The following is a 12,410-nucleotide window of genomic DNA, read 5'->3' on the forward strand; positions in this document are numbered from 1 at the left end:
AAGGCACCCTTTTGCGGCACGCGCGAAGGCCTTTCGGGCCTGAACACGCCTCAAACCCCGCCAAAAGCTGCTAAAATCTCAGGTTTTTCGTCGTACCCCATTCGAAAGGACGCGCCGTGCTGTCTACCGCCAACATCACCATGCAATTCGGGCCCAAGCCCCTCTTCGAGAACATCTCGGTCAAGTTCGGCGGAGGGAATCGCTATGGACTGATCGGGGCGAACGGCTGCGGCAAATCCACCTTCATGAAGATTCTGGGCGGCGATCTCGAGCCCAGTTCCGGCAACGTGATGCTGGAGCCGAACGTCCGCCTGGGCAAGCTGCGCCAGGACCAGTTCGCCTACGAAGACATGCGCGTGCTCGACGTCGTCATGTTGGGTCACACCGAGATGTGGGCCGCGATGACCGAGCGCGACGCGATCTACGCCAACCCCGACGCCACCGACGACGACTACATGCGCGCGGCGGACCTGGAAGCCAAGTTCGCGGAATACGACGGCTACACGGCCGAGGCGCGCGCGGGCGAGCTGCTGCTGGGCATCGGCATCAACATCAGCGATCACAACGGCCCGATGAGCAATGTGGCGCCGGGCTGGAAACTGCGCGTGCTGCTGGCGCAGGCGCTGTTCTCGAAGCCCGACGTGCTGCTGCTCGACGAGCCGACCAACAACCTGGACATCAACTCGATCCGTTGGCTGGAAGACGTGCTCAACCAGTACAACTCGACGATGATCATCATCTCCCATGATCGCCACTTCCTGAACCAGGTGTGCACGCACATGGCGGACATGGACTACGGCACGCTGAAGGTCTGGCCGGGCAACTACGACGACTACATGCTGGCCTCCACGCAGGCGCGCGAGCGTCAGCAGGCCGCCAACCAGAAGGCGAAGGAACGCGTGGCGGACTTGCAGGACTTCGTGCGGCGCTTCTCGGCCAACAAGTCGAAGGCGCGTCAGGCCACCAGCCGTCTGAAGATGATCGACAAGATCAAGATCGAGGAATTCAAGCCGTCGTCGCGTCAGAACCCGTTCATCCGCTTCGAGTTCGAAAAGAAGCTGCACAACATCGCGGTCGTGGCGGAAGACCTGACCAAGAAGTACGACCGCACCATCTTCCAGAACTTTTCGTTGTCGGTGCAGCCGGGCGAACGCATCGCGATCATCGGCGAGAACGGCGCGGGCAAGACCACGCTGCTCAAGTCGCTCAAGGGCGCGCTGGATCTCGATCACGGCACGGTGAAGTGGGCCGAGAATGCGAATGTCGGCTACATGCCGCAGGACACGTACGAAGAGTTTCCGAAGGACGAGACGCTGACCGAGTGGATCGACCAGTACCGCAAGGAAGGCGACGACGAGCAGATGATGCGCGGCACGCTCGGCCGTCTGCTGTTCAATGCGGACGACATCAAGAAGAACGTGAAGGTGCTGTCGGGCGGCGAGAAGGGCCGCATGATCTGGGGCAAGCTGATGCTCGGCCGCCACAACGTGCTGCTGATGGACGAGCCGACCAATCACATGGACATGGAATCGATCGAGTCGCTGCAGATCGCGCTCGAGAAGTTCGAAGGCACGCTGATCTTCGTGTCGCATGACCGCGAGTTCGTGAGCGGCCTGGCGGACCGGATCATCGAAGTGAAGACCGACGGCACGTTGCGGGACTTCGGCGGGAATTACGAGGACTTCCTGGCGAGCCAGGGGATTCAGTAAGTCCGCTAGCTGCGCGACATATGCAACGGCCCGTCTCGCAAGAGCGGGCCGTTTTTGCGTCTGCTTCCAGATTTACAGATGGTCGTTGCGGAACCGCATCGCGGTGCCTTCGCGCCGTATGCGTTCCCAGACCACGCGCTTCTCCTCATCGGAGAGAAACACCCAGTTGGACACCTCGACGGCCGTGCGGCCGCAGCCTTTGCAGACATCGTCGAAGAGGGTGGAGCACACGCCGATGCACGGGCTGTCGGGCTGATCGTGAAGAATGGAAGACATAAGAACGGTTCATGGCCCGCCGCCGTCCGCAATGCGGCCCGGCGACCAAGCGATCGGAAACAAAAGAAAAGTCAGCGCGCGATACTGTAGCCTATCCGCGCGATCCAGTGATGTCGCTGGTTGTAATCGAGGATATCCTCGCCGTAGCCGTTGAAGTAGCTCACGAACAGATACCCGCCCCATGCGCTCCCGATCAGCTTGGCCAGCGGATAGGTGAGCTGCGAATCGACGCTGCCGTACCAGTGCTTGGTGCCCTTGCGCAGCGTGGTCGCGAGTTGCAGGCCGTCCGGGCTGCCGTACTTCACGAGAAAGTCCACATACCCGCGATAATCCGCGATGTCCTGATTCCCCGACTTCGACAGGTAATAGTAGAACTTCGGCGAGAGCGTCAGGTGATTGCTGTCGAGGTCGCCGAATTCCCAGGTCGGCCGTACGAAGGCGATGTTGATCGCCCGTGAATCCGCGCCGCTCTTGCCGTTCGATTCATGTCCGATACCGGCCGCCATGCCCATGCGCGTGTAGAGCGGACTGTTCCAGCCCGTGTCCTGCACGTAGTAGAACAGCTGCGGCTGGAAGCTGATGTCGCGGAACGGCACCGACTCCGCTGAGAGATTCCAGATGGCCGTCTGCGTGTAGCCGAAGTAGAGGTTGTCCAGGAAGCCGCGCGAACGCGGATCGTCCGGCAAATGCAGCCGGTACTTGAAGCTGAACTGGAACTTGGCGAGGTTGTCGCCGTTCTTGCCATCGGCGAAATAAATCGGCTCGAAGCTCGAGAAGCGGCCCGACAGCAGGGTATCCGCCGTCGAGGTCGGCGCTGCCTGCGTGTTCGCCGCGGCCGTGGCGGTCGCGAGTTGCGAGGGCGTGGTCGCCTGCGTTTCGCGATGCTCGGCGGCCGCGACCTGCGTCTGCGACTCGCCGCGGTTGATCGTGACCAGCATCGGCGAGGCGTCGAAGCCCACCGGATCGATCTTCACCGTGCCGCGCGCCGCGTCCGGCCAGGGCGCCGAAAACCGCACCCGTCGATACTGCCCCGGCGCAAGCCGCAGACGGTCGGGCACCTTGGGATCGCGTGTGAGCGTCAACGGCGCGGGCGGCAGGTCGCCGTTGGTCAGATTCACGGTCAGTTGTGTCAGTTGTTTCGGCACATCGACGGCGAGTGCTTTTGCGTCGTCATCGGTATAAAGCAGCGTCAGTTCGAGCGGCTGGGAAGCCGCCGCTTCGCGCGCGGGTTGCAGCACGGCGACGGTAGCGTGAGCGGCTCCGCTCGCGCAAAACGTGGTGAGCAGCAGGGCGTGAGCGGGGGAAAGCCGTCGTGGGCGGTAAGGCATGTCTGGTTATTGTCCTGTTGCAGGCGAGATCCAGCACGCTGCGGCGTGCTGTGGCGTGGTCCGGCGGGGTCCGACGAAACGGCAAGAAATGCCGCGCGTCGGGATGAGGTAGCGAAAATCATGCCTCGACGCCCCACTTGCACCGAAACAGCCGCATTCACCCCGAAAACGCCGCCTGCCAGAGCATCGCGCCGTTCAACGCGACGATCACACCCGCGCAGCCCCACGCCAGCGCGAGCGGCAGGCGTGCGACCCGCCAGCGGCCCATCAGCCGCGCATCGGACGCGAAGCTGACCAGTGGAATCACTGCAAGCGGCAGTTGCAGGCTCAAAACGACCTGCGTCGCAACCAGCAGCGTGTTCGAGCCGTGCTGGCCGAAGCACGCCACCGCCACCAGCGCCGGACCGATCGCCAGCGCCCGCGTCGTCAGCGCACGCGCCCAGCGCGCCATCTTGAGGCGCAGAAAGCCTTCCATCACGGCTTGTCCGGCCAGCGTGCCGGTGACGGTCGCATTGAGGCCGCAGGCGAGCAGCGCGGCCGCGAACACGACCCCCGCCCATTGACTGCCGACGAGGGGAGCAATGAGCCGGTGGGCATCGGCGAGATCTTCGACTTCGGTGTGGCCGCTCGCGTGAAACACAGCCGCGGCCACGATCAGCAGCGACGCATTGACAACGAACGCCAGACCGAGCGACGCGAAGGTATCGATGTTCACGCCGCGCAGCGCCTGCGCGATCGACACGTCATCGCGGCCGCGCGCATGGTCCCTGACGAGCGTGGAATGGAGATACAGGTTGTGCGGCATCACGGTAGCGCCCAACACGCCGGCGGCGAGCCACAGCATGCCTGCATCGCGCACGAGCTGGGGCGAGGGCGCGACGCCGCGCAGCGCGCCGCTCCATGACGGATGCGCCAGCGCGAGTTCCACCACGAAGCAGACGCTCACGAACAGGATCAGCGCGGTCACGACGCGCTGCAAAGGCCGACGCCCGCGGCTTTGCAGCGCGAGCATCGCGAAGGTGCCGACCGCCGAGAACAGCACGCCGGCCGTGAGCGAGATGCCGAACAGCAGCTGCAACGCCACCGCGCTGCCGACCACTTCGGCTACATCGCACGCGATGATCGCGATCTCGCACGCCACCCACAGCGCAAAGTTGGTGCGCGGGCCAAAGCGTTCACGGCACAGCTGCGCGAGATCGCGGCCAGTGACGACGCCTACCCGCGAGGCCACCCATTGCAGCAGCATGCCCATCAGGCTCGCAACCAGCACGACGAAGAGCAGCGCATAGCCGTAGCGCGCGCCGCTGGCCAACGCTGTCGCCCAGTTGCCCGGATCCATGTAGCCCACGGCGACGAGCGCACCCGCGCCGGCAAACGAGTACCAGCGCCCGCCCGAGCGCGGCCCGCGCCGGCGTGGGGCGTCCCGCTCGTCCAGATTCGCCGGGCTCGACTGCGCGTCGGATTGCGCGGCGGACAGTGCGCCAAGCGTGGACGGGTTGGTGTTCATGCGAAGGCGGCCTCGAATAGCGGGCAACGGCGCAGCGCTGACGTGCGGTCGTTGCGGGTTCTGGACGCGCCGCATGCACGGCGCACGTCGCGCGCCGTGTACACGGCGCTTGTCGCGAGCCGCCTGTACGGCGCTCGTCGCGCGCCGCATAGGCGGCGCTCGTCGAATTGGCTCGCAACAACTGTTCCGCTGGCTATTCGTGGTCGGATGCCGCAGCGCATTGTTCCCCTCGCCGCCTGAATGAAACTGAAAGGCGGGCAAGGGAAGGGCATGCCGGCAGCCGATCACAGATAATGACACCCCATCGGCACAGCGCGCCCGCGGTCCCTTTGGCGAGTGTGGTTTTATCAGGTGCCGCAGGGGGCGATTAGGGGCTAAAATGCGCGCTCCCCGCGGGTGCCGTTTGCCTCGTCGAAGCTTGCTGCGCAAGACTTCCGGACCGACGTGCCGCGCGGCTGTAGATTTTGTGCGACAGGCGGCCCGTTAATTTTTGTCGTGCTTGCGTTTAATGGTAGTTTTCGGGGTTTTGAGGGGCGTCGCGCGCCAGGGTCGGGCTTGAAGCGACCGGGACTCAACCGGTGGCGGAAGCGCGCGGCACGACGTCTTGACAGTCGCAACAACGGAGAATCGAGATGAACGAGAAACTGGCGGGCCGCATGGCCAAGCTGGCGGGCGCGCTGACCTGCGCCGCGATGTTGACTCCGCTCGCTGCAATGGCGAAGGACACGCAGCTGAACGTGTACAACTGGTCGGATTACATCGCCAAGGACACGATTCCCAACTTCACCAAGCAAACCGGCGTCAAGGTGAAGTACGACAACTACGACAGCGACGACACCCTCCAGGCCAAGCTGCTCACCGGCAATTCGGGCTACGACATCGTCGTGCCGACCAGCAACTATGCCGGCAAGCAGATTGCCGCCAACATCTTCTCGCCGCTCGACAAATCGAAGCTGCCGAACCTGAAGTATCTCGATCCCGATCTGATGAAGCTGGTCGCGGGCGCAGACCCGGGCAACCAGTACACGGTGCCCTGGGCGTACGGCACGACCGGCCTGGGCTACAACGTCGACAAAGCGAAGAAGCTGCTCGGCGACAACGTCGAACTCAATAACTGGGACATTCTCTTCAAGCCCGAGAACATCTCGAAGCTGAAGGCCTGCGGCGTGTCGGTGCTCGACGCGCCCGACCAGATGTTCGCGGCCGCGCTGCACTACATGGGCAAGGATCCGATGAGCACGAACCCGGCCGACTATCGCGCGGCCCTGGCGATGCTGAAGAAGATCCGTCCGTACATCACGCAGTTCAACTCGTCGGGCTACATCAACGACATGGTGGGCGGCGACATCTGCTTCACCTACGGCTGGTCGGGCGACGTCGTGATCGCCAAGCATCGCGCGGTGGATGCGAAGAAGCCGTTCAAGATCGAGTACTACATTCCGAAGGGCGGCGCGCCGGTGTGGTTCGACGTGATGGCCATTCCGAAGGACGCGAAGAACAAGGAAGCGGCGCACGAGTGGATCAACTACATCGAGACGCCGCAAGTGCACGCCGCGATCACCAACGCGGTCTACTATCCGAGCGCGAACCTGGAAGCGCGCAAGTACGTGGACAAGGACGTCGCCAACGATCCGGCCGTGTACCCGCCGCAGGACGTCATCAAGACGCTGTTCCTGCTGAAGCCGCTGCCGCCGGAAATCCAGCGTCTGCAGACGCGGCTCTGGACCGAGTTCAAGTCCGGCCGATGATGACGACACGCCGGCCGCGTTCCTGAATCGACGAAGCCCCTGGTCCTCCGGGGGCTTTGTTCGTGCGGAACGCAAGCATGGCAACGGCGGGCAACGGTGGCAATGATGAGCAATGGCGCGCGCAACGCGGCGCAACTACGCAGGAGTCGGACAGGCAATCATGAGTGAGCAGTCGAGCGCGTCGCAGGCGGCGCCGAATGGATCGGGTGGATCGGGCGGAGTCAATGGCCGGCAGGAGCCGGGCGGCGCCTTGTCCGGCGCAAGTCTCACCGACAACTTCGTGCAGGTCGTCGATGTCGTCAAGAAGTTCGGCGAGACCACGGCCGTGCGGGGCGTCAATCTGTCGGTGAAGAAGGGCGAATTGTTCGCGCTGCTCGGCAGTTCCGGATGCGGCAAGTCCACGCTGTTGCGGATGCTGGCCGGCCTCGAGTCCGTGACCGAAGGCCAGATCCTGATCGATGGCGAAGATCTCGCGCAGATGCCGCCGTATCGCCGGCCGGTGAACATGATGTTCCAGTCGTACGCGCTGTTTCCGCACATGAGCGTGGAGTCGAACGTTGCGTACGGGCTCAAGCAGGAAGGCGTGCGCGGCGCGGAACTGAAGGATCGCGTCGATACCGCGCTCAGGCTCGTGCAGATGGCGCCGTATGCGAAGCGCAAGCCGCATCAGCTGTCAGGCGGCCAGCAGCAGCGCGTGGCGCTGGCGCGCAGCCTCGTCAAGCGCCCGAAGCTCCTGCTGCTCGACGAGCCGATGTCCGCGCTCGACAAGCAGATTCGCCAACGCACGCAGATCGAGCTGGTCAACATTCTCGATCAGGTCGGCGTGACCTGCATCATGGTGACGCACGATCAGGAAGAGGCCATGACCATGGCCAACCGCCTGGCCGTGATGAGCGAAGGGCAGATCGTCCAGCTCGGCACGCCGCACGAAGTCTATGAATTCCCGAACAGCCGCTTCTCCGCGCAGTTCATCGGCTCGACCAACCTGTTCGACGGCAATGTCGTGGAAGACGAACCGGATCACGTGTTCGTCGAATCGACGGACCTGCCGGTACGCCTCTATGTGAACCACGGCATCACCGGGCCGCTCGGCATGCCCGTCACGATTTCCGTGCGGCCCGAGCGCATCGCGCTGACGCGCAAGCCACCCGAAGGCGCCTATAACTGGGGCCGCGGCAAGGTGAGCAACATCGCGTACATGGGCGGCTACACGCTCTATCACGTGACGCTGGATTCGGGCAAGGTCGTGGTCGCGAACCTGTCGAGCCTGGCGATCGGCGAGATCGATTCCCCGACCTTCGACGACGAAGTCTACGTGCGCTGGAGCGCGTCGGCCGGCGTGGTGCTGACGTCATGATGGCCAACCTGTTCAGGCGGATGGGCCTGTCGGGGCGCACGCTGGTGATCGGCGGGCCGTATCTGTGGCTGCTGCTGCTGTTCTTCGTGCCGTTCCTGCTGGTCGTGAAGATCAGCTTCGCCGACAGCCAGCTCGGCATTCCGCCCTACACGGAACTGGTCGCGCTGAAAGACGGCGTGATGAACATCGCGCTCGATTTCTCGCACTACGCGTTCCTGGTGCAGGACAGCCTGTACTTCGCGACCTACATGAATTCGCTGCTGGTCGCGGCGGTCTCGACGCTGCTGTGCCTGCTGATCGGCTATCCGATGGCGTATTACATCGCGCGTTCGAATCCGGCTTCGCGCAACCTGTTGCTGATGGCGGTGATGCTGCCGTTCTGGACGTCGTTTCTGATTCGCGTGTACGCGTGGATCGGCATTCTCAAGAACAACGGCCTGCTCAACAACTTCCTGATGTCGATCGGACTGATCCATTCGCCGATCGAGCTGTATCACACCAACATCGCGGTTTATATCGGCATGGTGTATTCGTATCTGCCGTTTCTCGTGATGCCGCTGTACGCGCACCTCGTGAAGATGGACCTGACGCTGCTCGAAGCGGCCTACGACCTCGGCGCGAAGCCGTGGAAGGCGTTCGTGCAGATCACATTGCCGCTGTCGAAGAACGGCATCATCGCGGGCTGCCTGCTGGTGTTCATTCCGGCGGTGGGCGAGTACGTGATCCCCGAACTGCTCGGCGGCGCCGATACGCTGATGATCGGCCGGGTCATGTGGAACGAGTTCTTCGATAACGCCGACTGGCCGATGGCCTCCGCCGTCACCTGCGCGATGGTTCTGCTGCTGCTCGTGCCGATGGCGCTGTTCCAGCACTTTCAGGCGAAGCAGCTGGAGGGCAAGCGATGATCAAGACCAGCCGTCCATTGCAGATCACGTCGCTCGGCATCGGGTTTGCGTTCCTGTATATCCCGATTCTCAGCCTGATCGTCTATTCGTTCAACGAGTCGCAACTGGTGACCGTGTGGACTTCGTTCTCGCTCAAGTGGTATCGCGCGCTCTGGTCCGACGACGAGCTCATCAACGCAGCGTGGCTCTCGTTGCGCATCGCGTTCCTGACCGCGTGCGCGTCGGTGGTGATCGGCACGTGGGCGGGCTTCGTGCTCGCGCGCATGGGCCGCTTCAAGGGCTTCACGCTCTATACCGGCATGATCAACGCGCCGCTCGTGATCCCCGAGGTGATCCAGGGGATATCGTTGCTGCTGCTGTTCGTCGAGATGGCGAAGCTGATCGGCTGGCCCGCGGGGCGCGGGCTGTTCACGATCTGGGTCGGCCACGTGATGCTGTGCATCTCGTATGTCGCGATCATCGTGGAATCGCGTGTGCGCGAACTGAATCCGTCGCTGGAGGAGGCCGCGCTCGATCTGGGCGCGACGCCCTTGCGCGTGTTCTTCACGATCACGCTGCCGCTCATTTCCCAGGCGCTGGTGGCGGGATGGCTGCTGTCCTTCACGCTGTCGATCGACGATCTCGTGTTGTCCGCGTTCCTGTCCGGGCCGGGTTCCACGACCTTGCCGCTGGTCGTGTTCTCGCGCGTGCGCCTGGGCCTCAATCCGGAGATGAACGCGCTGGCGACGTTGTTCATCGCGGTGGTGACAGTCGGGGTGATCGCGGCGAATTACTTCATGCAGCGCAGCGAGCGCAGAAGGCTCGCCGGGGTGATGTAAGGCTTGCCTGGAAGAGCTCGATGTTGCGCGGCCCCGCGTCGAAAGGCGCGGGGCCGCGTGCGTTTCTGACCTTCAAACGGCGGCGAGATGGCGTGCGAAGGTGGCTGGATCGGTATTGGTGCCGCACAGCAGGACGCCGACGCGCTTGCCTTGCAGGCGTTCCCGGAGCGGCCCGAGCAGGGCGGCGGTGGCGGCCGCGCAGGCCGGTTCCACGGCCAGCTTGAGTTCGCCGAACAGTTGCAGCATGCCGTGCCGCAACGCGTTGTCCGACACGGTGACGATCTCGTCGATATGCCGCCGGCACAGCTCGTAGCTGTACTGTTCGGTGTGCGGCGCCATCAATGAATCGGCGATGCCGTGCATCGCGCCCATCTTGATCGTGTGATTGGCTTCGAAGCTGCGCTTCATCGCGTCCGAGCCTTCCGGTTCGACGCCATACACATGCAGTGACGGATTCGCGAGGCGCATCGCGGTGGAGACGCCCGCCGCGAGTCCGCCGCCGCCGATCGGCAGGATGACCGCATCGAGATCCGGCGCCTGCGAGGCCCATTCGTAGCCGAGTGTCGCCGTGCCGAGCACGGTGCGATAGCCGTTGAACGGATGGATGAACACGCGTCCTTCTTCCGCCTCGACGCGGCGCACGACATCGAATGCTTCCGCGACGTTCTCCGCGAACACGACCTCCGCGCCGTAGCGACGGCACAGCGCGACGCGCGCGGGACTCGCGCTGCGGATGATCACGACCTTCGCGCCCACGTCCATGCGTTGCGCGGCGTAGGCGACCGCCACCGCATGATTGCCCGCCGACACGCAGGTGACGCCTGCCGAGCGTTCACTGTCGGTGAGCGCCAGCAGGTTGGAGAACGCGCCGCGGGCCTTGAAGGTGCCGCTCGCCTGGAGCAGTTCCATCTTGAAGGTGACGGGCGTGCCTTCGAGCGTCGGGAAATCGTGACGCTCGAAGGTGGGCGTGCGTGCGACCCAGGGCGTGAGGGCCATGTGCTGCCCGGCGATGTCGTCGAGCGTGGGGATCGGCGTGCCGTCGATCGTGTTGTCGGAATGGTGCGTGTCGGTGGACATGACGCGTGGTGACTTGGGTTGGATCAGCGTGCCTGCGCTTCGACGGACATGCTGTGGATGAACTTGCCGAGGAACGCCTCGCACTGCGCGAGTTGTTCGAGCGACACGTATTCGTTCGCCTTGTGCGCCTGTTCGATATTGCCCGGCCCGCACACGATGCTCGGCACACCCGCGTTCGCGAACAGGCCGGCTTCGGTGCCGTAGGCGACCTTGTGCTTTTCCTGGTCCGCGGTGAGGGCGCGCACGAGTTGCGTGATGGCGGCTTGCTCGGTGGCGTCGAGGCCGGGCGCGGAGGCGAGCTTCGTGAATTCGATGGCGGCGTTGCCGTGTTCCTTCAGCATGCGCGGCAGCAGCGTCTCGCGTGCATAGGACTCGATGCGCCCGAAGATCTGATCGGGATCGATGGTCGGCAGGTTACGGAATTCGAACTCGAAATTGCATTCGGCCGGGACGGTGTTGATGGCGTTGCCGCCCTTGATGGTGCTGGTCTGGCCGGTGGTGAAGGGGACGTCGTAGAGTTCGTCGAACGGGCCTTTGGCGCGGAACTCGTCGACGAGGTCGCGGATATGGCAGATGAGGCGCGCGGCGTACTCGATGGCGTTGAGGCCTTTCGGCGTCAGCGACGAATGCGCGGCGAAACCGCGCACGCAGCAGTGATAGGTGTTGATGCCCTTGTGGGCGATGATCGGGCGCATGGAGGTCGGTTCGCCGACGATGCAGCCGTCCGGTTGCAGGCCGCGCTTCTTGAGGTCGGCGATCATCAGCGGTGCGCCCGCGCAGCCGACTTCTTCGTCATACGAAAGCGCGAAGTGGATGGGTTTGGCGAGCTTCGTGGCCTGCATTTTTGGGAGCATCGCGAGTGCGGCGCCGATGAAGCCTTTCATGTCGCACGAGCCGCGGCCGTAGAGGAGGCCGTCGCGGATCTCGGGCTTGAAGGGGTCGCTTTGCCAGTTCTGGCCGTCGACGGGGACGACGTCCGTGTGGCCCGACAGCACGATGCCGCCATTGGTCTGGCCGTCGTGGGCCGGAACCGTGGCGAAGAGATTGGCCCACTGGCCGCGTGGATCGTTGGTGATCGTGGCCTCGATGCCCGCGCGGCGCAGTTCGTCGCGGACGGTTTCGATCAGGCCAAGGTTGGGGTTGCGGCTGACGGTATCGAAAGAAATCAGTTTTTCGATCCAGGGGAGGGAGAGCGGTGAGGCGTTTCTGGACGAGGACGATGAGGCTTCGAGATGCGCCTGGTCAGCGATCTGTGACATTTTTTGGCTCCTGCGGGTAGGGTTTGATCATAGCCCAAAAATGCTCGTTCCCTCGCTTGGCGTTCTTCGCTCTGGGTCTTCGCTTGGGATCTTTTCCTTCGCCTGCGCTTCTATGGACTTCCCGTTATCGCGTCGGGTGCCAGGGCTCTAGCGTTCGCCTGTGCTTCCATGGACTTCCTGTATTCGCGTCGGTCTATTAGCACTGCCCCTCCCCGGGGCGGGGGTCTTCGCTTTGGTCCTTCGCGTGGGTTGTTGTGTTCGCCTGCGCTTCTATGGACTTCCCGGTTTCGCGTCGGTCTATTAGCACTGCCCCTCCCCGGGGCGGGGGTGTAGTGGTCTAACAATCTTGGACACTTCTTAAAGGTAGACTTTGATCGACCAACGAGGTGTCAAATGGGCAGACGAGAGTTTTCAGAGGAATTCAAG

At 63.6% G+C, this 12,410-nt stretch carries 10 protein-coding genes; 5 read left to right on the forward strand and 5 right to left on the reverse strand.

Annotated elements, in window-relative coordinates; translation table 11 throughout:
* Positions 1 to 116 precede the first annotated feature (116 nt).
* Complete coding sequence (locus tag QCE83_RS06290) at positions 117 to 1,709, forward strand: ABC-F family ATPase (RefSeq protein ID WP_309808205.1); 1,593 nt, start codon at positions 117 to 119, stop codon at positions 1,707 to 1,709.
* A gap of 72 nt (positions 1,710 to 1,781) precedes the next feature.
* Here the strand turns inward: QCE83_RS06290 and QCE83_RS06295 are convergent, their stop codons facing one another.
* From QCE83_RS06295 to QCE83_RS06305, 3 genes are all read right to left on the reverse strand, one after another.
* On the reverse strand, positions 1,782 to 1,985 hold the full coding sequence (locus tag QCE83_RS06295) for a DUF1289 domain-containing protein (protein WP_309808206.1): 204 nt from the start codon (positions 1,983 to 1,985) through the stop codon (positions 1,782 to 1,784).
* Positions 1,986 to 2,056: 71 nt separating this feature from the next.
* Positions 2,057 to 3,313 carry a phospholipase A gene (locus QCE83_RS06300; protein ID WP_309808207.1) on the reverse strand — a complete coding sequence of 419 codons (1,257 nt, stop codon included), beginning with the start codon at positions 3,311 to 3,313 and terminating at the stop codon, positions 2,057 to 2,059.
* 157 nt (positions 3,314 to 3,470) lie between these two features.
* Positions 3,471 to 4,820: an Nramp family divalent metal transporter gene (locus QCE83_RS06305; protein WP_309808208.1), complete on the reverse strand. Its 1,350-nt coding sequence runs from the start codon at positions 4,818 to 4,820 to the stop codon at positions 3,471 to 3,473.
* Between the two features lie 632 nt (positions 4,821 to 5,452).
* Between QCE83_RS06305 and QCE83_RS06310 the strand changes: the two genes are divergently transcribed.
* From QCE83_RS06310 to QCE83_RS06325, 4 genes are all read left to right on the forward strand, one after another.
* Positions 5,453 to 6,568 carry a polyamine ABC transporter substrate-binding protein gene (locus tag QCE83_RS06310; RefSeq protein ID WP_309808209.1) on the forward strand — a complete coding sequence of 372 codons (1,116 nt, stop codon included), beginning with the start codon at positions 5,453 to 5,455 and terminating at the stop codon, positions 6,566 to 6,568.
* 160 nt (positions 6,569 to 6,728) lie between these two features.
* On the forward strand, positions 6,729 to 7,925 hold the full coding sequence (locus QCE83_RS06315; RefSeq protein WP_309808211.1) for a polyamine ABC transporter ATP-binding protein: 1,197 nt from the start codon (positions 6,729 to 6,731) through the stop codon (positions 7,923 to 7,925).
* Complete coding sequence (locus QCE83_RS06320) at positions 7,922 to 8,830, forward strand: ABC transporter permease subunit (RefSeq protein WP_309808212.1); 909 nt, start codon at positions 7,922 to 7,924, stop codon at positions 8,828 to 8,830. The genes QCE83_RS06315 and QCE83_RS06320 overlap by 4 nt, the downstream gene beginning before the upstream one ends.
* Positions 8,830 to 9,648 carry an ABC transporter permease subunit gene (locus tag QCE83_RS06325; RefSeq protein ID WP_309811495.1) on the forward strand — a complete coding sequence of 273 codons (819 nt, stop codon included), beginning with the start codon at positions 8,830 to 8,832 and terminating at the stop codon, positions 9,646 to 9,648. The genes QCE83_RS06320 and QCE83_RS06325 overlap by 1 nt, the downstream gene beginning before the upstream one ends.
* Before the next feature lie 72 nt (positions 9,649 to 9,720).
* Here the strand turns inward: QCE83_RS06325 and QCE83_RS06330 are convergent, their stop codons facing one another.
* Together QCE83_RS06330 and argE are read right to left on the reverse strand one after the other, a co-directional pair.
* Positions 9,721 to 10,725, reverse strand: coding sequence for a threonine/serine dehydratase (locus tag QCE83_RS06330; protein ID WP_309808213.1), 1,005 nt, complete (start codon positions 10,723 to 10,725; stop codon positions 9,721 to 9,723).
* A gap of 23 nt (positions 10,726 to 10,748) precedes the next feature.
* A complete protein-coding gene (gene argE, locus QCE83_RS06335) occupies positions 10,749 to 11,984 on the reverse strand; it encodes an acetylornithine deacetylase (RefSeq protein WP_309808214.1) in 1,236 nt (411 codons plus the stop codon).
* Positions 11,985 to 12,410: the final 426 nt, after the last annotated feature.

Origin of the sequence: Caballeronia sp. LZ034LL (assembly GCF_031451215.1) — a bacterium.
In the GTDB taxonomy this organism is placed as follows: Bacteria; Pseudomonadota; Gammaproteobacteria; order Burkholderiales; family Burkholderiaceae; genus Caballeronia.

Bases quoted from the DNA above. Each gene is read 5' to 3' on its own strand.
- QCE83_RS06295 (WP_309808206.1), bottom strand. From the start codon at position 1,985: ATGTCTTCCATTCTTCACGATCAGCCCGACAGCCCGTGCATCGGCGTG.
- QCE83_RS06320 (WP_309808212.1), top strand. From the start codon at position 7,922: ATGATGGCCAACCTGTTCAGGCGGATGGGCCTGTCGGGGCGCACGCTG.
- QCE83_RS06300 (WP_309808207.1), bottom strand. From the start codon at position 3,313: ATGCCTTACCGCCCACGACGGCTTTCCCCCGCTCACGCCCTGCTGCTC.
- QCE83_RS06305 (WP_309808208.1), bottom strand. From the start codon at position 4,820: ATGAACACCAACCCGTCCACGCTTGGCGCACTGTCCGCCGCGCAATCC.
- argE (WP_309808214.1), bottom strand. From the start codon at position 11,984: ATGTCACAGATCGCTGACCAGGCGCATCTCGAAGCCTCATCGTCCTCG.
- QCE83_RS06315 (WP_309808211.1), top strand. From the start codon at position 6,729: ATGAGTGAGCAGTCGAGCGCGTCGCAGGCGGCGCCGAATGGATCGGGT.
- QCE83_RS06310 (WP_309808209.1), top strand. From the start codon at position 5,453: ATGAACGAGAAACTGGCGGGCCGCATGGCCAAGCTGGCGGGCGCGCTG.
- QCE83_RS06330 (WP_309808213.1), bottom strand. From the start codon at position 10,725: ATGTCCACCGACACGCACCATTCCGACAACACGATCGACGGCACGCCG.